Below are 20,201 nucleotides of genomic sequence, written 5' to 3' on the forward strand. Positions count from 1 at the left end.
AGGCGCCGCCTGGACCCACCGCACGCGTGCGCGTGGTGATCGGGCTGCGGGTGCCGAGCCTGGAGGTCCTGGGGGCGGACGGCCGGGGGCGGGTGTCGGCCGGCCTCTGTCGGTCTCCCTTCGCGCGAGCCGTCTGACGGCCGTCGTCGCCGTCCGCGTTGCGCGCGCGGCGCCGTCGTTGCCTGCCCGTCCGGGAGCCGGGCTCGGCGCTCTGGTCGTCCGCCTGGATGCCGGCTGCGGGTGCCGGGGCCGCGGGCTGCGGGGGTTCGGTGAGGGCGGTCCGCGGTGCCGGGTCCGTTCGCTCCTTGGTCGTCCCCGGCGTTGTGTGCCGTGCGCTCTCCGTGCGCAGGCAGCGACGGACCGCCTCGGGGTCGAGCCCCTCGTTGCAGGCCTGGTGCAGCAGGCGGGCGAAGAGGTAGTCGGGATCGGCGGCCAGGGCCATGGCCAGCGCTTCCCGCGCCTCCAGTTCGTCCCCCATGGACCAGGCGACCCAGCCCGCGAGGGTCAGTGGTGCGGCGGCGTGCTCGCCATAGGGCCCGACGCAGCGGCGGGCCAGGGCGCGCCAGAGCCGGAGCGCCGGACCGGCCTCGTCCCCCTCCATCCAGGCGGCGGCCCTGTCGCGGGTCGTCCGGTCCTGGAGCCCGAGGATCAGGGCGGCCGCCTCGTCGTCCGCGAGGAGGTTGTCGTCGCGCACGTCCGCCGGATGCGCGCCGGAGACCGGAGCCGCGGTGCCGTAGCGGCGAATGATCCGCTCGGCCAGGTCCAGGGTCTCCTCGGCCACCTCCTGACGGGCCGTCTCGTCCAGGAGGCGGGGCACCAGGCTCATGCCGGCCGCGTCCAGGGCGATCTCCTGTTCCAGCGCCGCGGTGGTCTCCCACGGCTGGAACCGGGCGCGCAGCTCCCGCAGTGAGCCGCGCACCTGGATGCCGGCGTAGGTGGCCGCCGCGGCGAGCACGGACGTGCCGGGAAGGCCCATCGGCGAGCCGTCCTCGGGGCAGCAGCCCTTGACCGGGCAGCAGTACGACCAGAAACGGCCGTCGGAGATGCACAGGGCTTCGATGACCGGCACGTCGAGGTTGCCGCACTCGGTGCGCATCAGCTGGGCCAGCCTCTCCAGCCGCTGTTTGACGTCCCTGCCGGACTCTCCCGGGCCCGGTTCCTGGCAGACGTAGGCCACCATCCGCTCGGGCCGGGCGCCGCGCCGCTCGCTGCCGGTGACCAGGCCGCGGGCCAGCTGCCGGGCGGCGGCCTCCCAGTCCTCCTCGGTCGCGGGGATGCCGAGCCGGGCCCGGCCGCCGAACCTGCCCCGGCGGCCCGCGTGGTCGTGCAGGGCGACGAGCACCATGCTGTCCTCCGGGCGGTAGCCGAGGAGGTAGGGCAGGGCGTCGGCCAGCTCGGCCGGGGTGCGCAGCGTGACCTGCGTGGCGTGGTCCGCGGATGTGGCCGCTGGTTCCTGCCCCGAGATGTCGTTGCTTTCGAACGGTCCGGTGGTTTCGCTGTGATTCGTCATGCGTCGACGATCTCGCGGATCTTGAGGTTCCGGTTGAGCCTGTGGATAACTCGAATCAGGGACACGACAAAGCCTCCCGCGTTGTCCACAGCCTCGGCTCGGGCCCGCCCGTTTGTCGGTGCCGTCCTGTTGTATGGGACGCATGGAGCACACGAGCAACGCGGATCTCCGGGCGCAGGCGGACGCCGTCCTCGCCCGGCTCGTCGGGGATGCCACGGGCGCGGCCCGGCTGCGCGAGGACCAGTGGCGGGCGATCGAGGCACTGGTCGCGGACCGGCGCCGGGCCCTGGTCGTACAGCGCACGGGATGGGGCAAGTCCGCGGTGTACTTCGTGGCGACCTCGCTGCTGCGGGCCAGAGGAAGCGGGCCCACGGTGATCGTCTCGCCGCTGCTCGCGCTCATGCGGAACCAGGTGGATGCCGCCGGCCGGGCCGGTATCCACGCCCGGACCATCAACTCCGCCAACACCGAGGAGTGGGAGACCGTCCAGGCCGAGATCGCGGCGGGCGACGTCGACGTGTTGCTCGTCTCGCCGGAGCGGCTGAACAACCCGGACTTCCGTGACCAGGTCCTGCCCAAGCTGTCCGCGGCCACCGGTCTGCTCGTCGTGGACGAGGCCCACTGCATCTCCGACTGGGGCCACGACTTCCGCCCCGACTACCGCCGGCTGCGCACCATGCTCGCCGACCTCCCACCCGGGGTCCCCGTACTGGCCACCACCGCCACGGCCAACGCGCGAGTGACCGCGGACGTCGCCGACCAGCTCGGCACGGGGGGCACGTCCGACGCCCTGGTCCTGCGCGGGCCGCTGGACCGGGAGAGTCTCAGCCTCGGCGTGCTGCGGCTCCCGGACGCCGCGCACCGGATGGCCTGGCTCGCCGACCATCTGGACGACCTGCCGGGCTCCGGCATCGTCTACACGCTCACCGTGGCCGCCGCCGAGGAGGTCACCGCCTTCCTGCGGCAGCGCGGGCACGCCGTCGCCCCGTACACGGGCAAGACGGAGAATGCCGAACGGCAGCAGGCCGAGGACGACCTCCTCGCCAACCGCGTCAAGGCCCTGGTCGCCACCTCCGCGCTCGGCATGGGCTTCGACAAGCCGGATCTCGGTTTCGTGGTCCATCTGGGCTCGCCCTCCTCCCCCATCGCCTACTACCAGCAGGTCGGCAGGGCCGGCCGTGGTGTCGACCACGCGGAGGTACTGCTGCTGCCGGGCCGGGAGGACGAGGCGATCTGGCAGTACTTCGCGTCGCTGGCCTTCCCCTCCGAGGATCTGGTCCGGCGCACCCTGGACGTCCTGGCCCGGGCGGACGGCCCCCTGTCGCTGCCCGCCCTGGAACCGCTGGTCGAGCTGCGGCGCTCACGCCTGGAGACCATGCTGAAGGTCCTCGACGTGGACGGGGCGGTGCGTCGCGTCAAGGGCGGCTGGATCGCGACCGGACAGCCGTGGTCCTACGACGCCGACCGCTACGCGTGGGTGGCCCGGCAGCGCGCGGCCGAACAGCAGGCGATGCGCGAGTACGCGACCACCACCGAGTGCCGGATGGAGTTCCTCCAGCGCCAACTGGACGACGAAGGCGCCAAACCCTGTGGCCGCTGCGACAACTGCGCCGGCCCGCGCTTCACCTCCGGTCTCTCCCCGGCGGCCCTCGACGCCGCGCGGAGCGACCTGGGCCGCGCCGGAGTGGAAGTGGAGCCCCGCCGCATGTGGCCGACCGGCCTGCCGTCCATCGGCATCGACCTCAAGGGACGCATCCCGGCCGGGGACCAGGCCTCGCCCGGGCGGGCGCTGGGACGCCTGTCCGACATCGGCTGGGGCAACCGCCTGCGTCCGCTGCTCGCGCCCCAGACGCCGGACGCCGCAGTCCCCGACGACGTGGCGCGAGCTGTGGTGGACGTCCTGGCCGACTGGGCCCGAGGTCCCGGCGGCTGGGCCTCCGGTGCGCCCGACGCCCCGCCCCGGCCCGTGGGCGTCGTCACCGTGGCCTCGCGCAGCCGGCCCCGGCTGATCCACTCCCTGGGCACCCGGATCGCCGAAGTCGGCAGACTGCCCCTGCTCGGCTCGGTGGAGTACGCCGGGGACGCTCCCCGCTCGCCACGCAGCAACAGCGCGCAGCGGCTGAAGGCCCTCGACGGCGCGTTGACGGTGCCGCCCGACCTGGCGTCGGCACTCGCCGCGGGGAACGGTCCGGTGCTGCTGGTCGACGACTTCACGGAGACGGGCTGGACGCTCGCGGTCGCGGCACGCCTGCTGCGGAAGTCCGGGGCGCGCGCGGTGCTGCCGCTGGTCCTCGCGGTGCAGGGGTGACTAACGTGCCGTCGAATCACTTCTCAACGTGCAGAGGTGACAGACATGTCGCGGATCGCTTTCTCAGCGCGCAGAGGTGACCGACATGTCCCGGACCGCTTCTGACCGTGCAGGGGCGACCGACATGCCCCGGACCACTTCTCACCGTGCAGAGGTGACCGACGTGTCGCCATTACGTCTCGCCGTCCGCGGGTAAGCGAAGTGTCGGCACCGCTTCTCGCCGTCCGGGGAGACCGGCGTGCCGCCGCCCGCTCTCGCCTCCCCCGGACTGGGCGACGTGTTGCCACAGAACCCCAGGGCTCAGGGAGCACCTCACTGCTCAAGGAGGACCGCGCGGCTACTCACGGTGGCCCGGCAGGCGGCGACCGGGCACCTCAGGCGTCATCAGCCGAACCTTTGGGTAGGGATATAAGCCACGCACCACCAGATAACAGTCGGCGGCGCCAATTGCTCGTTGCCGCAGCCAAGTTCGACAGGAAGAATTGAGGTCCGCTCCCCGCACGGCTCGTCCGTGATCCGGTTGGGCTCAGCTGCGGTGCGCGCTCCCCCGAATCCGACCTCGCCCGCAGTGTGGGCGCGTAGCCGAAGGGAGGAACGTGACCTTCGGATTCGCCTCGTCCTCGGCGGCCTCGTTGTCGACGTCCACGTCCACCGCTTCCGCCAGTCGCCTGCTGGAGCCGGCCGAGTGGGCCGCTGCCGGAATCCCGCTGCTGCGCAACCCCCGTGAGGTCGTCAGCGGGCTGCATACCCGCCACCACCCGAAGCCGCTCACGGCGATCGTGGCGGTTCTCGACCCGGACGAGCGGCTGCGGGCCAGCGCCTCGTTCACACGCCGTCCGGCTGCCGCCGACGGCTGGATGTTCCGCAACGCGCTGCTGGCCCAGCTGCGCCGGGTGATTCCGCACGACCTCCGCCGCCGCACTCCTGTGCGCACGGCCGTCCTGCTCTACTGCCGCGAGGGTGACGCGCGTTGGACGGAAGAGGACGGCGCCTGGATGTGGGGGCTGCGCGATGCCTGCACGCTGCACGGGCTGCGCTGCGGGGCGTACATCACGCTGACGCATGACGGCTGGCAGGTGCTCGGCGAGGGGCGCGGCGGACGCCGGCCCAACGCGCACTCGACTCCCGAGCCCTTCGCCACGGCGGAAGCTCCGCCGCTCGTACCGCGCTCCGGTGGCCCGGTCTCAGAGGTGCTGCGCCGGGCTGCGGCTCGCTGAAGTTCGCCGAGCAGCGCTGCGCCGGTGGTACGACGGTTCATGCCGCCGACCTGGCTGTACGAACGCCAGGAACGCTGCGACAGCGGGGTGCCCGATCGCCGCGACCGACCCGGCTCGGCCGCACGAGCACCGCAACCAGCCGGGCGGCACAAACGGATCGGCGGGCCGGGCTGCCGAAAGCACGTGGCCAGCCGGTAGGCGGCGCCCGGTGTGCGATGCCCGAGCCGGGCCGTCGTCTGTCGCGAGCGGCGCCGAGAACACACGTGGGCTCAGGCGTTGGTCCGGCGGTACGTAATCGACTCCGGCCAGATCAACTCCGGTAGCAGCCCCGGCGCGGTCGCCTCGGCCGGGGCACGGCACTGTCACGGCCACGGCCACGGCCAAACAGGGAAACGCTCCGTCGGCCGGGCATGCGCCCGCGCTGTCGCGACCCGGATCAGGCGTGCCGGCCCTCCGCGTCCCGCTCTCAAGCGGTCCCCCGGAGAGCCGCACCGTCAGCGGTGCTGCCACGGCCCGCACGCGGGCATGCCAAAAGCCGCACCGTGCGGACTCCGCCGGAGCGGCCACCTCGGCACCCCGGTGACCCGGGGTGCCGGACGCGACTCAGACGCCGGCGCCCAGCACCGAGTTGATCTGCTGCGGGTCGCCGCAGACGATCAGCAGGGCACCGGCCCGGGAGTGGGCCAGCGGAAGGGCGGTGGCAGCGGCGGAGGCGGGGCCTCCGTTGACGGCCACGACGACCACCGGGCGGGACGCGGCACGGGAGGCGACGGCCGCATCCGCGTAGAAGACGTCGTCACCGGCGTCGTGCTGCGCCCAGTAGGACATCTCGCCGAAGGACAACTCGTGCTCGGCCCACGGGTGCTGGGCACCAGTGGTGATCACGAGCACGTCGCCGGGGGCGCGGCCCGAGTCCAGGAGCAGGTCCACGGCCTCCTCGGCGGCGTCGAGCGCGCCCTCGGCCGAAGCCGGGATCAGCTGGATCTGCGGGCTCGCCGCGGTGGCGGCGGGAGCGGCCGGGCCGGAGGGGCCGGGCTTGGCCGGAGTCACGTCACGCGGCGTGCGCTGCACCGGCGGCGTGGGCCGCACAGGGCCGGGACGACCGGGGCGGGACGGAGCCGCGGGACGGGGGCCGGGTACGGGGCGTGGGGTCGGCGCGGTACGGCCGCTGGCCGGAGTGGCGCGGGGACCCTGGGCACTCTCGTGAATCTGAGGCTCCTCGGGAATGAGAGGCATGAGCTGATATTTATCAAACGTTGGTGCGGCGCGGATGACCGGGTGGCACATCAGTGCGAGCGGAACCGTCAGAAATCGAGAACGAGCTGACCCTCGATTTCCGGAACGCTTCCGTCCGCCCAGTTGCGGACCTTCTTGAGGTGCCGCCACTGGGGCAACGCATCAAGATACGCCCACGACAATCGGTGGTGCGGGGTGGGCCCCCACTCCTCCAGTGCGGCCTTGTGCACGGGCGACGGATACCCGGCGTTGTCCGCAAATCCGAAGTCTGCATGGTCGATGCCCAGTTCGGCCATCATTTTGTCGCGCTGGACCTTGGCGATCACCGACGCCGCCGCGACGGCCACACACGATCGATCGCCCTTGATCACCGTGCGTACCTGCCAGGGGTCGCCGAGGTAGTCGTGCTTCCCGTCGAGGATCACGGCGTCGGGGCGGACCGGCAGCGCGTCCAGAGCGCGGACCGCGGCGAGCCGCAGCGCGGCCGTCATCCCCAGGTCGTCGATCTCCTCCGGGGAAGCATGCCCCAGTGCGTAGGCCGTCACCCATGACTGGAGGATCAGAGCGAGTTCCGTACGGCGCTTGACCGTCAGCAGCTTGGAGTCGGTCAGCCCCTCGGGCGGGCGGCGGAGTCCGGTGATCGCCGCGCAGACGGTGACGGGCCCGGCCCAGGCGCCGCGCCCCACCTCGTCGACACCGGCAATGACCTTCGCTCCGGTCGTGGCGCGCAGGGAGCGCTCGACGGTGTGAGTAGGTGGTTCGTACGGCATGGCGCCCTTAGCGTACGCCGCCGGGATCGCCTCGCGACACCCCGGTCGTCCGGTCGGCACGGGGAGGGCCGACGCGGCGGGTCAGGTCTCGTAGGGCCGCAGCAGCGGGAGCATCAACTGGTCGATCATCTCTTCGAGGTCCCGATCACTCCATTCGCTCGCGCACATCTTCGATCGGTACATCATCATGGCCGGGACGGCATCGAAGACGTACCCGTTGGCCGCGTCCGAGCGGACCTCTCCTCGCTCTATTCCACGAGTGATGACCTCCCGGAGCAACCTGACGGTCGGCTCCACCACGGTCCCGAAGATCACTCCTTCGAAGCGCCCCACCTGCACGTGATCGCACTCGTGAATCACTGAACGCAAGGCGACTCCGGGTCGCGAGTACATGATCCGCCGTACCTGCCGGCACAGGGTGAGCAGGTCCTCGCGCACGCTCCCGAGGTCCGGGGCCTCCTCGACCCGGGGCAGCCCGGACACCAGGGCGTCGGCGACCAGATCCTCCTTGGAGGGCCAGCGGCGGTAGACCGCGGCCTTGCCGGTCTGGGCGCCGGCCGCGACGCCCTCCATGGTCAGCCCCTTCCAGCCGACCGTACTGAGCTGTTCCAGAGCGGCGTCCAGGATCGCGCGTTCCAGCACCGCGCCGCGCCGACGAGGGGACGCCGTCCGGTCAGGAGCGGCCGTCCAGCGCGAGGTAACCATCAGTGTTTCTCCAACATGCAAGGGAAGCGGGGGTTCCGGGGGAAGTGGCGCCGCGCCGCAGCAACAGGGGGACGCGGAACGTGGCGCACGATTAAGTGAACGCTTGCGTTCACTGTTGGGGACTCACTACCGTGGACGCGAAAGTGAACGCGAGCGTTCACTAAAGCCTGTATGGGGGACCCACAGTGACGACCTCTCAGCTGCTCAAGGACGATCGGAAACCGGGCGTGGCCCGCCGGGAGGGGCATCCCGGCATCGCACTCACCGTCATCGCGGCTTGCCAACTCATGGTGGTACTCGACGCGACGATTGTGAATATCGCGCTCCCGCACATTCAAGAGGCCCTCAAGTTCAGCACCACCGACCTGACGTGGGTGGTCAGCGCCTACACGCTCACCTTCGGTGGTCTGCTGCTGCTCGGTGCGCGGGCCGGTGACATCCTCGGCCGCCGCCGGGTGTTCATGGCCGGCATCCTGCTGTTCACCTTCGCGTCGCTGCTGGGCGGTCTGGCCCAGGAACCCTGGCAACTGCTGGCCGCGCGGGCTCTGCAAGGCGTGGGGGGCGCGATCGCGTCGCCCACGTCGCTGGCGCTGATCACCACGACCTTCCCCGAAGGCCCTGAGCGGAACCGGGCCTTCGGAGTCTTCGCCGCCGTCTCCGCGGGCGGTGGCGCCATCGGCCTGCTCGCGGGTGGCATGCTCACCGACTGGCTCGACTGGCGGTGGGTGCTGTTCGTCAACGTGCCCATCGGTGTGCTGATCGCCTCGCTCGCACCGCTGTACATCAACGAGTCCGAGCGGCATCCGGGACGCTTCGACCTCACCGGCACGCTGACCTCCACGGTCGGCATGGCGTCGCTGGTGTACGGGTTCATACGCGCCGCGGAGGACGGCTGGCGGGACGGCCTCACCCTGGGCTCCTTCGGCGCGGCCGTGGTCCTGCTGTTCGCCTTCGTCTTCACCGAGATGCGGGCGAAGGAGCCGATCACCCCGCTCAGGATGTTCGCCGACCGGAACCGCTGGGGCACGTACGTGATCATGCTGTGCCTGGCCGCGGCGATGTTCGGCATGTTCTTCTACATCGTGCTGTTCGTGCAGAACGTGCTCGGCTACAGCGCCATCAAGGCCGGTCTCGCCTTCCTTCCCGTGACCGCCGCGATCGCGGTGGGGGCGGGCCTGTCCCAACGCCTCCTGCCGGTTCTGGGCCCCAAGCCGTTCATGATGGGCGGTTCCGCGCTGGTGGCCGTCGGGCTGGTCTGGCAGGCCTTCATCCGGCCCGACAGCACCTACGTGGGCGGGGTGCTGGGTCCCATGCTGGTGTTCGGCTTCGGCATGGGCCTGAACTTCGTGACGGCCACCGTCACCGCCGTGTCGGGTGTCGCCCCGCACGAGGCGGGAGCGGCTTCCGGGCTCCTCAACGCGATGCAGCAGGTCGGCGGTTCGCTCGGGTTGTCCATCCTGACGACCGTCTTCGGATCGGCCAGCACGGACGAGGCGAAGAAGCAGTTGCCGAAGTTCCTCGCCGACTCCTCGCCGGAGCAGAAGGCGCAGTTCGCCAAGACGCACCAGTTGCCCGCGCCCTGGGGCCACGACGTGCTCGCCCACGGCATCTCCACGGCCTTCATACCGGCCGCGGCGATGGCCGCGCTCGCCTTCCTCACCGCTTGGCTGGTGCTCAGGGTCCGCAAGGGCGACCTGGACTCCCTCGCGGGCACGGCGGGACCGCACCTCGGCTGATCCGGGCCGGGCCGCGCGATGCCGCGGCCGACCGGATCGTCGCCTGGGGGCCGACGCCGCACGCGAGGATCCGGTCGGCCGCACCACGGCCACCAGCGCCCTGGACAAGGCGAGGAACAGGAAGAACAGAGCCGGGACCAGCTTCGGCACAGGCGCCGGCGCGGCGAACGCCATCTCCCGCCCCTCCGTCCCTCCTCGTCACGGTCACGGCTCCGCCCGCCCACCCGACCACGAACGAGGTGGACGGCGGATACCGGAAGAACGGGCGGCGGTCACGCAGAGTTCCCGAGGGGCACGGAGAGTTTCTGATCGCCGACGTGAAGCCGGCGAAGAGCGCCAGGCGGACAGCACCGGACGGAAGCCGTCAGCTCCCCGCGGGCACCCAGTCCGGCAGTGCCTCGGTGTGCCGCACCCATTCCGCGGGCGGCGCCCCTGCCTCGGCCGCGGCCAGCACGCCTCCGACGATCGCGCAGGTCGTGTCGACGTCCCCACCGACCTGGGCGGTGGTCCAGAACGCCGATGTGTAGTCACCGAGGCAACGCGCGGCGGACCAGAGGGCGAAGGGAACGGTGTCGTGGGCCGTCGTACGGCGCCCGCAGCCCAGGACGGCGGCGACGGTGGCGGCGTCGCCGTAGTCGAGCATGTCGCGGGCGCGGCGCAGGCCCTGGCCGACCGCGCTCTTCGGGACGAGCGCGATGACGCCGTCGAGCAGTGCCTCCGGGGCGGGCGGACCGTCGGGCGAGCCCACCATGGCCGCCGCCGCGGCCACGGCCATGGCCCCGACCACGGCCTCCCGGTGCTGGTGCGTGGTGTAGGCCGAGATCTCCGCCTGGTGGGTCGCCTGCTCGGGGTCGTCCGCGTACCAGGCGCCCAGGGGCGCGATCCGCATCGCCGCGCCGTTGCCCCAGGACCCCTGGCCGTTGAAGAGCCCGGCGGCCAGCCGGCGCCAGTCCTCGCCTTCCCGGACGAGGCGCAGCAGCCGGTTGACGGCGGGGCCGTAGCCCCGGTCGAAGTCGTGGTGCTCGGCGAAGGAGCGGGCGAGCGCGTCCTGGTCGATGCGGTGATGGGTGGCGAGAACGGCGACCACGGAGCAGGCCATCTCGGTGTCGTCCGTCCACTGCCAGGGGCCTGCGGGCAGCTCGCGGCGCTTGAGCAGGGGGTGGTTCGCGGGAACGAAGAACTGGGAGCCCAGCGCGTCCCCCACGGCCAGTCCGCGCAGGCTCGCCAGAGCGCGTTCCAGGCGTACGAGGGAAGAGGAGTCAGCGGTCATCGCCCTGCCACTCTATCCGTTCGCCCAGTACGGCACCGGTTCCCGCCAGCGCTCGAAGGGCCGGTCGAGTGTGTATTTGCCGTCCTCCCCCAGAACGAGCATCCGGACCTCGGCGTTCCCCGGGTTGGACAGCGACTCGAATTCCGCCACCGTCCAGTGGAACCAGCGCATGCAGAACAGCCGCATCGCCAGCCCGTGGGTCACCAGAAGGACGTTCGGCGGGTGGTCGGGGGCCTCGAAGCTGCGGAACAAGCTCTCCAGGAAGCCGCCGACCCGGTCGTACACGTCGGCGCCGGACTCGCCCTGCGGGAACCGGAAGAAGAAGTGTCCGTACGCGTCGCGGTAGGCCTTCTGCAAGCGCACGTCGTCGCGGTCCTGCCAGTTGCCCCAGTCCTGCTCGCGCAGTCTGGGCTCCTCGCGGACGCGTATGAGATCGGGGTCGAGGTGGAAGGCGCGGAGCGTCTCGTGGGTGCGGCGGTAGGGGGAGACGTACACGCTCACGCGTTCCCGGCCGAAGACCTCGCGGAGCCGCTTGCCGGTCTCCTCTGCCTGCCGCCAGCCGCGCTCGGTCAGCGCGAGAGCGTGGTCGGGCTCGCGCTCGTACACGGAGTCGTCGGCGTTGCCCGTGGACTCGCCGTGCCGGACAAGGACGATGCGCCGTGGTCGTGCCATGCCAAAACCCTAGTTCGAACCGCGGAGAGTCGAGCACTCACGGGGCCCTATACGGCATAGGTCACATGCCTGCCGTGTCCGGGGCCGCTTCCGCACACGCCGTACCGGGGCGGTTCCAGGCGGTGCGTGGTCCGCCGGACCACTGCGTCAGACCGTCCAGGACGGCTCCAGGTCCACGATGTCACCGGAGAGCGACGCGATGTCCGCCTCGGTCTGGGCACGCAGGGCGAGGCGCTCCACACGCTCCGTGCGGTACTTCCCGTGCTCGGCCGCCGAGCGCCACATCGACAGGATCAGAAACTCCTGCTCCGGAGCCTCCCCGAACATGCCGCGGATCATGCCGGGCGAACCCGCCATCGCGGGGTTCCAGACCTTCTCCTGCATGAGCGTGAAGTGCTCCACGCGCTCCTCATGGATCCGGCACAGGGCCACGCGGATCAGATCGGCGTCGGTGAACCGCGGCTCGAATCCCGTCTTCACGTCGAAGCGGTACTCGAACAACTTCACCTGGGCGTCCTTGAACGTGCCGGACTGGGCGGCGGCCAGGCGGTCGTGGGAACGGGCCATGAAGGAGTCGTAGAAGGCACGGCTCTCCCAGAAGGTGAAGATGTGCGCCACCCCCGCCCGCTGCCGGCTCCAGCCCCCGCCCTGTCCCCGAAAACCCGGCTCCCCCGGAAGCCCCGCCCATTTTCGCTGTCCCCGCTCGAACCCCCGGCGGTCCACCACGGTGCAGCGAATCCACTTGACCAGCACGGCGCCATCGTAAGGCCACCGGGCGTGGCGTCGGTCACGCTCCGGCGGAGATCGCCCGCGCACACGCCCCCGCGCGCGTGGGACGATGGGCGGCAAGGGACCCCGGCCGATGGGAAGTTGGGGTCGAGAGAGCCACAGGGGGAAGGGAAGGCCTGGTGACCGGCTTCAGCAAGGGAATCCGCAAGGTCGAGGTCGCGCTCAAGTGGGACCCCAGTCCGGCGGGTCGGCCGCCGACGGATCTCGACATCGTCGCCGCGACGTTCCTGTCGGACGACCCGTACGGGGATCCGGCCTATCTGGTGCACTTCGACAGCCGCTCGCCGGACGGCACGATCCTCCTCAACCGCGACAGCACGGACGGCAAGGGCTTCGGCTGGGACGAGGTCATGACGCTCGAACTGGACCGCCTCAGCGACCGCTACGCGCGCGTGGTGGTGGGCGTCGTCATCCAACAGCGGCCCGGGCACAAGACGTTCGCCCACGTACTGAATCCCGCCGTACGCATCCGTGAGGGGTACACCGTGCTCGCCGAGGACGGCTTCGCTTCGGTCCTCGGGTCGACGGCCGCCACGATCGCCGAGTTCGTCCGGGACGACTCAGGCGAGTGGACGTTCCGTCCCGGCGTGCGCGGCTTCGACGAGGACCCGGCCACCTTCACCCGGGTGATGGGCAGGGCCCACCCGTCCTGAGGGTCCCGGGAGCCGTACGGGTAAGGGGCGCCGGCCATGGGCCGGCGCCCCTTACTTCAGGAACGGCGTGTCATCAGCTGCAACCGCTGGTCGAGCCGCAGCCCTCGCAGATGTAGCAGGAACCGGCCCGCTGCATCTTCGTACCGCAGGAGAAGCACAGCGGGGCGTCCGCCTGGATGCCGAGCTGCATCTCCACCAGCTCCGCGCTGGTGTGCGCCTGCCGCGGCGCGGGCTTGGCCGCCTCGGCCTCGGCCTTCGGCGTGGCGACCGCCTTCAGCTCCTGGGCGCGGGGGGCGGACTGGGCCAGGCCCTCGACGTCGACCTCGTCCTCGGCCGGCTCGTAGGAGCCGGTCTCCAGGTGCCGCTGACGCTCCTCGGCGGAGTGGATGCCGAGCGCGGAGCGGGTCTCGAACGGCAGGAAGTCCAGCGCCAGACGGCGGAAGATGTAGTCGACGATCGACTGCGCCATCCGGACGTCCGGGTCGTCCGTCATGCCGGCCGGCTCGAAGCGCATGTTGGTGAACTTCGAGACGTACGTCTCCAGCGGCACGCCGTACTGGAGACCGACCGAGACGGCGATGGAGAACGCGTCCATCATGCCCGCGAGGGTGGAGCCCTGCTTGGACATCTTCAGGAAGACCTCGCCGAGACCGTCGTCGGGGTAGGAGTTGGCGGTCATGTAGCCCTCGGCGCCGCCGACGGTGAAGGACGTGGTGATGCCGGGACGTCCCTTCGGCAGGCGCTTGCGGACCGGGCGGTACTCGACCACCTTCTCGACCGCGGCCCGGATGGTCTCCTCGGCCTTCTCGGTGACCTCGGCCTTCTCCTTCTCCTTGGTCTTCGCGGAGAGCGGCTGGCCGACCTTGCAGTTGTCGCGGTAGATCGCGAGCGCCTTGACGCCCAGCTTCCAGGCCTCGAAGTAGATCTCCTCGACCTCCTCGACGGTCGCCGTCTCCGGCATGTTGACCGTCTTGGAGATGGCGCCGGAGATCCACGGCTGGATCGCGGCCATCATGCGGACGTGACCCATCGGGGAGATGGCGCGCTCGCCCATGGCGCAGTCGAACACCTCGTAGTGCTCGTGCTTGAGGCCGGGGGCGTCGATCACGTTGCCGTGCTCGGCGATGTGGGCGACGATCGCCTCGATCTGCTCCTCCTGGTAGCCCAGGCGGCGCAGGGCCTGCGGGACGGTGCCGTTGACGATCTGCATCGAGCCGCCGCCGACCAGCTTCTTGAACTTCACCAGCGCCAGGTCGGGCTCGACACCGGTGGTGTCGCAGGACATCGCGAGGCCGATGGTGCCGGTCGGCGCGAGGACGGACGCCTGGGAGTTACGGAAACCGTTCTTCTCACCGAGACGCAGGACGTCCTGCCAGGCCTCCGTGGCGGCGGCCCACACCGGGGTGTCCAGGTCGTCCATGCGGACGGCCGTGCCGTTGGCGTCGGCGTGCTGCTTCATGACGCGGTTGTGGGCGTCGGCGTTGCGGGCGTAGCCGTCGTAGGTGCCGACGACCGCGGCCAGCTCGGCGGAGCGGCGGTAGGCCGTACCCGTCATCAGGGAGGTGATGGCGCCGGCCAGGGCGCGGCCGCCGTCGGAGTCGTAGGCGTGGCCGGTGGCCATCAGCAGGGCGCCGAGGTTGGCGTAGCCGATGCCGAGCTGGCGGAACGCGCGCGTGTTCTCGCCGATCTTCTGGGTGGGGAAGTCCGCGAAGCAGATCGAGATGTCCATCGCGGTGATGACCAGCTCGACGACCTTCTGGAAGCGCTCGGTCTCGAAGGACTGGCTGCCCTTGCCGTCGTCCTTCAGGAACTTCATCAGGTTCAGCGAGGCCAGGTTGCAGGACGTGTTGTCCAGGTGCATGTACTCGCTGCACGGGTTCGACGCGGTGATCCGGCCGGACTCGGGGCAGGTGTGCCAGTTGTTGATGGTGTCGTCGTACTGGATGCCCGGGTCGGCGCAGGCCCAGGCGGCCTCGGCGATCTTGCGGAACAGGGCCTTGGCCTCGACCTCCTCGATGACCTCACCGGTCATGCGGGCACGCAGGCCGAACTTGCCGCCGTTCTCGACCGCCGTCATGAACTCGTCGTTCACCCGGACCGAGTTGTTGGCGTTCTGGTACTGGACGGACGTGATGTCGTCGCCGCCCAGGTCCATGTCGAAGCCCGCGTCGCGCAGGACGCGGATCTTCTCCTCTTCCTTGACCTTGGTCTCGATGAAGTCCTCGATGTCGGGGTGGTCGACGTCGAGCACGACCATCTTGGCGGCGCGGCGGGTGGCGCCACCGGACTTGATGGTGCCGGCGGAGGCGTCGGCGCCGCGCATGAAGGAGACCGGGCCGGAGGCGTTGCCGCCGGAGGAGAGCAGCTCCTTGGAGGAGCGGATGCGGGAGAGGTTCAGGCCGGCGCCGGAGCCGCCCTTGAAGATCATGCCCTCTTCCTTGTACCAGTCGAGGATCGACTCCATGGAGTCGTCGACGGACAGGATGAAGCAGGCCGAGACCTGCTGGGGCTGCGGGGTGCCGACGTTGAACCACACGGGGCTGTTGAAGCTGAAGATCTGGTGCAGGAGGGCGTACGCCAGCTCGTGCTCGAAGATCTCGGCGTCGGCGGGCGAGGCGAAGTACTTGTAGTCCTCACCGGCCTTCCGGTACGTCTTCACGATGCGGTCGATCAGCTGCTTGAGGCTGGTCTCGCGCTGCGGGGTGCCGACGGCGCCCCGGAAGTACTTGCTGGTGACGATGTTGACCGCGTTCACCGACCAGAAGTCGGGGAACTCGACGCCACGCTGCTCGAAGTTGACCGAGCCGTCGCGCCAGTTGGTCATGACGACGTCACGGCGCTCCCACGACACCTCGTCGTACGGGTGCACCCCGGGGGTGGTGTGGATGCGCTCGATACGCAGTCCCTTGGTGGCCTTGGCGCCCTTGGCTCGGGAACCTCGTGCCGGACCGCTCGCCGTCTCTGTCATGCCGCCTCCCTGTACGGGCAAAAACGCCCTGAAGTGCCCATTTGTTCCTATGGGCACGTGTTTCTGTCGTGTGTTGCGGGCACTCTCAGCTGCCACCCGCAACAGGTCTTCGTTCGCCGCCTCCCGGCCGGAACCCGGTTCTCCTCCCGGTTTCCGGCCCTCCGGTCAGTCGGCGGCGCGCGCGGGCACGGGGACCTGAGTGGTCCCGCCGGGCCCGCGATCGTCTTCCTGGCTCCCCGTTCCCGCGTCTTCCCCGTTCGCGGCGGGGCCTGCCGTCGTCTCCCTCAGCTCCGCGATGGCGGCCTCGAAGTCGTCGAGCGAGTCGAACGCCCGGTAGACGGAGGCGAACCGCAGGTAGGCGACGAGGTCGAGCTCCTGCAACGGACCGAGTATGGCCAGACCCACGTCGTGGGTGGTCAGCTCGGCGCTCCCGGTCGCACGCACCGCCTCCTCGACCCGCTGGCCGAGCTGGGCGAGCGCGTCCTCGGTGACGGGCCGTCCCTGGCACGCCTTGCGCACACCATTGATGATCTTGGTACGGCTGAAGGGCTCGGTGACCCCGGACCGCTTGACCACCATGAGCGAGCACGTCTCCACGGTCGTGAAACGACGGGAGCAGTCAGGGCACTGGCGGCGCCTGCGGATGGACGTGCCGTCGTCGGTCGTACGGCTGTCGACCACACGGCTGTCGGGATGCCTGCAGAAGGGGCAGTGCATGTTCTCCAACCCTCCTCACAGCAGACTCGTCAGCCTCACAGGACCCACAGGCCCCGCGAAGCAGCCCTAAGCATAGGCGATCGCCGAGGCGTCTCAGACCCGGGGGACCACAACTTCTGGGCTGCGGTAGCCATCCAACCACTAGATGTGGGGATTGGCTCATACAGCGAGGCAGATACGCGTGTCGCGCCGGAAGGGCGGCTCAGAGCGCCGCCGGCGGCCGGCGAGGACACGCGGGCGCCGAGCAGTGCCGCCGCGACGTCTTGCGGGGATACCGTGGGCGCCACAAGGAGGAGGCGTGGCACTCCCGCGCAGAAAGGACCCCGGATCCCGGACTGCGGGATTCCGGATGGCAGACTGGGGCACGGCCCACGAGGCCGGCAGACCCCGGCGGTGAAGAGTACAACAATGGGCGCTTTTGTCCGCCAAGTGTCGCGTTAGCAATACACCCAGACACACGATCGCGTCAGGTGAAACGCACTTTTTCACTCGAACGTGTGTTTGGCGCAACCTTTCGAAAGCAACTACCGTTGTCCAGCAGGGAGACCATCGAGAGGGGCCGACGTGACCACCACCGCAGACAGTGCCACCATCACCGCCCAGGACCGCTCCATGGGCCGAGTCGAGCCGGTACACGCGATGAACGAAGCCACGAATCCCGAGGGACACAAGCGCTCCCTGCCGGGCCGACCTCCAGGCATCCGGGCGGACAGCTCCGGCCTCACCGACCGGCAGCGCCGGGTGATCGAGGTCATCAGGGACTCCGTGCAGCGGCGCGGTTACCCGCCGTCGATGCGCGAGATCGGCCAGGCCGTCGGCCTCTCCAGCACGTCCTCGGTCGCCCATCAGCTGATGGCGCTGGAGCGCAAGGGCTTCCTGCGCCGCGACCCGCACCGCCCGCGCGCGTACGAGGTGCGCGGATCCGACCAGGCCGTCACCGTGCAGCCCACGGACACCGCAGGCAAGCCCGCCGCGTCGTACGTCCCGCTGGTCGGCCGCATCGCCGCCGGTGGCCCGATCCTGGCCGAGGAGTCCGTCGAGGACGTCTTCCCCCTCCCCCGCCAGCTCGTCGGCGACGGCGAACTGTTCGTCCTCAAGGTCGTCGGCGACTCGATGATCGAGGCGGCGATCTGCGACGGTGACTGGGTCACCGTCCGCCGCCAGCCGGTCGCCGAGAACGGCGACATCGTCGCCGCCATGCTCGACGGCGAAGCCACTGTCAAGCGCTTCAAGCGCGAGGACGGCCACGTATGGCTCCTCCCGCACAACGCGGCCTACGAGCCGATCCCCGGCGACGACGCGACCATCCTCGGCAAGGTCGTCGCCGTGCTGCGCCGCGTGTGACAGCCGCGGCGGGCGGGCCGGCCGGCCCGCTCCCTGACCGGGCCCCGGAACCCCTGCGCCGGTTCCGGGGCCCTGCGTATGCCCAAGGCCGTGCGTATGCCCGGGGCCCTGCGTGCGTCTGTTTGAGGCCGTGCGTGTTCCGGCAGCCTTGCGGGTTCACCGGCGGCCGTGGGGCCGGACCGCATCGGGTAGTCCGGCCGGCGCCGGCCGGACTACCCCGCGATCACTTGGCCGCCGCCGGCTGCGCCTCCGCCTGCTTCGCCATCGCGTCGATCGCCGCGAGCGACTTGCGGACCTGGTTACGGTCCGTGGTGTACCAGAAGTCCGGCAGTGACGCCTTCAGATAGCCGCCGTAGCGCGCGGTGGCCAGCCGCTGGTCCAGTACGGCGACCACGCCCCGGTCGCCGGACGCCCGGACGAGACGCCCGGCGCCCTGTGCCATGAGCAGGGCCGCGTGGGTTGCGGCCACCGCCATGAAACCGTTGCCTCCCGCCTCTTCCACCGCCTTCTGGCGAGCGCTCATCAGTGGATCGTCGGGCCGCGGGAACGGGATCTTGTCCATGACGACCAGCTGGCAGCTGGGGCCCGGGACGTCGACGCCCTGCCACAGCGACAGCGTGCCGAAGAGACACGTCTTCGGGTCGGCCGCGAAGTTCTTGATCAGTTCGCCGAGCGTCTCCTCGCCCTGGAGCAGGATGGGGAACTCGGGGATCCGGGAACGCAGCTCCTCCGCGGCGAGCTGAGCGGCCCGCATGGACGAGAACAGGCCGAGGGTGCGCCCGCCGGCCGCCTGGATCAGCTCGGTCAGCTCGTCCAGCATGTCGGAGCGCTCGCCGTCACGCGCGGGGCGTGCCAGATGCTTGGCGACGTACAGGATGCCCTGCTTGCGGTAGTCGAAGGGGGAGCCGACGTCGACGCCCTTCCACTTCGGCAGGTCCTCGCCCTCCGCGCCCTCCGGGCCGAGCCCCAGGGAGGCGCCGACGCCGTTGAAGTCGCCGCCCAGCTTGAGCGTCGCCGAGGTGAGGACCACGGCCCGGTCGGCGAACAGCTTCTCCCTGAGCAGACCGGAGACCGACATCGGGGCGACACGGAGGGACGCGCCGAAACGGTCGTGCCGCTCGTACCAGACGACGTCCCACTCCGAGCCGTTCACGACCCGCTCCGCCACGTCGTGCACCGTCTCCACCGAGGCCAGCGCCTGCTTGCGGACCGCGTCCTCGTCCTGGACGGACTTGTCGCGCGTCGCGCCGATCGCGGAGATCACCGTGCGGGCGGCGTCCCGCAGCGCCATCAGGGCGTAACCGAGGTCTTCCGGGATCTCCTCAAGGCGGCCCGGAAGGGCGAGTTCCATCAGCCGCTCGAAGCCCTCGGCGGCGGTCTGGAGCTGATCGGCGGCCTTCTCGTTGACCAGCTTGGCGGCACGGCGCACCGCGCGGTTGACCTGACCGGGCGTGAGCTCGCCGGTGGCGACGCCCGTGACCCGGGAGACGAGTTCGTGCGCCTCGTCGACGATCAGCACCTCGTGCTGGGGCAGTACCGGGGCACCCTCGATGGCGTCGATGGCCAGCAGCGCGTGATTCGTGACCACTACCTCGGCGAGCTTGGCCCGCTCACGGGCCATCTCCGCGAAGCACTCGGCGCCGTACGCGCACTTCGACGCGCCCAGGCACTCCCGCGACGACACGGAGACCTGAGCCCAGGCACGGTCGGAGACGCCCGGGGTGAGATCGTCGCGGTCGCCGCTCTCCGTCTCATCGGCCCAGTCCCGCAGCCGCAGCAGGTCCTGGCCCAGCTTGCTGGTGGGCGCCGCGGCCTCGAACTGGTCGAAGAGCCCCTCCTCCTCGTCCTGCGGCATGCCCTCGTGCAAGCGGTGCAGGCACAGGTAGTTCGACCTGCCCTTGAGCATCGCGAACTCCGGGCGGCGGCGCAGCAGCGGGTGCAGGGCGTCGACCGTGCGCGGAAGGTCCCGCTCGACGAGCTGGCGCTGCAAGGCGAGCGTGGCCGTCGCGACGACCACCCGTTCTCCGTGCGCGAGCGCGGGCACGAGATAGCCCAGCGACTTTCCGGTGCCGGTGCCGGCCTGGACCAGCAGGTGGGATCCGTCGTCGATCGCCTCGGCGACCGCTTCGGCCATGGTCACCTGGCCGGGGCGCTCCGTTCCGCCGACGGCGGCGACGGCGGCGTGCAGGAGTTCGGGGAGGGAGGGCTTCGTCATAGCCTGACCACCCTACGACCCTGCACTGACAAACGGGGGGTCGTTACGGGGGCCGAGGGAGGGCTCACGAGCGGGGCTCCTGGGTGACGGG

General features: G+C 70.7%; 15 protein-coding genes. 5 read left to right on the top strand and 10 right to left on the bottom strand.

Translation table 11 applies throughout. The features are described 5' to 3' along the window. Positions 1 to 1,510 (bottom strand): DUF4192 domain-containing protein (locus tag AQJ11_RS28340; protein WP_059265021.1); only part of this gene is annotated, 1,510 nt, incomplete at its 3' end. 142 nt (positions 1,511 to 1,652) lie between these two features. On the opposite strand from AQJ11_RS28340, the gene AQJ11_RS28345 reads away from it, so the two are divergent. Together AQJ11_RS28345 and AQJ11_RS28350 are read left to right on the top strand one after the other, a co-directional pair. After that, the gene (locus tag AQJ11_RS28345) at positions 1,653 to 3,818 is read left to right on the top strand and encodes a RecQ family ATP-dependent DNA helicase (protein WP_059265022.1); all 2,166 of its coding nucleotides are present in this window, start codon (positions 1,653 to 1,655) and stop codon (positions 3,816 to 3,818) included. A 596-nt stretch (positions 3,819 to 4,414) separates the two neighbouring features. Next, positions 4,415 to 5,035 carry a hypothetical protein gene (locus AQJ11_RS28350; RefSeq protein WP_059265024.1) on the top strand — a complete coding sequence of 207 codons (621 nt, stop codon included), beginning with the start codon at positions 4,415 to 4,417 and terminating at the stop codon, positions 5,033 to 5,035. Positions 5,036 to 5,638: 603 nt separating this feature from the next. Here the strand turns inward: AQJ11_RS28350 and AQJ11_RS28355 are convergent. From AQJ11_RS28355 to AQJ11_RS28365, 3 genes are all read right to left on the bottom strand, one after another. After that, positions 5,639 to 6,271: a hypothetical protein gene (locus tag AQJ11_RS28355; RefSeq protein ID WP_107120884.1), complete on the bottom strand. Its 633-nt coding sequence runs from the start codon at positions 6,269 to 6,271 to the stop codon at positions 5,639 to 5,641. A 68-nt stretch (positions 6,272 to 6,339) separates the two neighbouring features. Continuing rightward, positions 6,340 to 7,041: a ribonuclease HII gene (locus AQJ11_RS28360; RefSeq protein WP_014675465.1), complete on the bottom strand. Its 702-nt coding sequence runs from the start codon at positions 7,039 to 7,041 to the stop codon at positions 6,340 to 6,342. Positions 7,042 to 7,122: 81 nt separating this feature from the next. After that, the gene (locus AQJ11_RS28365; RefSeq protein ID WP_167360881.1) at positions 7,123 to 7,746 is read right to left on the bottom strand and encodes a TetR/AcrR family transcriptional regulator; all 624 of its coding nucleotides are present in this window, start codon (positions 7,744 to 7,746) and stop codon (positions 7,123 to 7,125) included. A 185-nt stretch (positions 7,747 to 7,931) separates the two neighbouring features. On the opposite strand from AQJ11_RS28365, the gene AQJ11_RS28370 reads away from it, so the two are divergent. Further along, positions 7,932 to 9,482, top strand: a complete 1,551-nt coding sequence (locus AQJ11_RS28370; RefSeq protein WP_107120885.1) for an MFS transporter — start codon at positions 7,932 to 7,934, stop codon at positions 9,480 to 9,482. Positions 9,483 to 9,846: 364 nt separating this feature from the next. Here AQJ11_RS28370 and AQJ11_RS28375 read toward each other — a convergent pair whose 3' ends face one another. From AQJ11_RS28375 to AQJ11_RS28385, 3 genes are all read right to left on the bottom strand, one after another. Then, a complete protein-coding gene (locus AQJ11_RS28375) occupies positions 9,847 to 10,752 on the bottom strand; it encodes an ADP-ribosylglycohydrolase family protein (RefSeq protein ID WP_058082174.1) in 906 nt (301 codons plus the stop codon). 12 nt (positions 10,753 to 10,764) lie between these two features. Continuing rightward, a complete protein-coding gene (locus AQJ11_RS28380) occupies positions 10,765 to 11,424 on the bottom strand; it encodes a histidine phosphatase family protein (protein ID WP_014675460.1) in 660 nt (219 codons plus the stop codon). A gap of 147 nt (positions 11,425 to 11,571) precedes the next feature. Further along, positions 11,572 to 12,177, bottom strand: a complete 606-nt coding sequence (locus AQJ11_RS28385; protein WP_058082173.1) for a YdbC family protein — start codon at positions 12,175 to 12,177, stop codon at positions 11,572 to 11,574. Between the two features lie 155 nt (positions 12,178 to 12,332). Here AQJ11_RS28385 and AQJ11_RS28390 point away from each other — a divergent pair, with 155 nt between their 5' ends. Beyond that, complete coding sequence (locus AQJ11_RS28390) at positions 12,333 to 12,866, top strand: TerD family protein (RefSeq protein WP_059265028.1); 534 nt, start codon at positions 12,333 to 12,335, stop codon at positions 12,864 to 12,866. Positions 12,867 to 12,939: 73 nt separating this feature from the next. On the opposite strand, the gene AQJ11_RS28395 is transcribed toward AQJ11_RS28390, so the two are convergent. Further along, entirely contained in the window at positions 12,940 to 15,834 is a 2,895-nt protein-coding gene (locus tag AQJ11_RS28395; RefSeq protein ID WP_014675457.1) for a vitamin B12-dependent ribonucleotide reductase, read from the bottom strand. 165 nt (positions 15,835 to 15,999) lie between these two features. Further along, positions 16,000 to 16,551: a transcriptional regulator NrdR gene (nrdR, locus tag AQJ11_RS28400; RefSeq protein WP_058084060.1), complete on the bottom strand. Its 552-nt coding sequence runs from the start codon at positions 16,549 to 16,551 to the stop codon at positions 16,000 to 16,002. A 564-nt stretch (positions 16,552 to 17,115) separates the two neighbouring features. Between nrdR and lexA the strand changes: the two genes are divergently transcribed. Next, complete coding sequence (lexA, locus tag AQJ11_RS28405) at positions 17,116 to 17,895, top strand: transcriptional repressor LexA (RefSeq protein ID WP_014675455.1); 780 nt, start codon at positions 17,116 to 17,118, stop codon at positions 17,893 to 17,895. A gap of 223 nt (positions 17,896 to 18,118) precedes the next feature. On the opposite strand, the gene AQJ11_RS28410 is transcribed toward lexA, so the two are convergent. Further along, positions 18,119 to 20,110, bottom strand: a complete 1,992-nt coding sequence (locus AQJ11_RS28410; RefSeq protein WP_014675454.1) for an ATP-dependent DNA helicase — start codon at positions 20,108 to 20,110, stop codon at positions 18,119 to 18,121. Between the last annotated feature and the right edge of the window lie 91 nt (positions 20,111 to 20,201).

The organism is Streptomyces corchorusii (assembly GCF_001514055.1).
Taxonomy (GTDB): domain Bacteria; phylum Actinomycetota; class Actinomycetes; order Streptomycetales; family Streptomycetaceae; genus Streptomyces; species Streptomyces olivaceoviridis.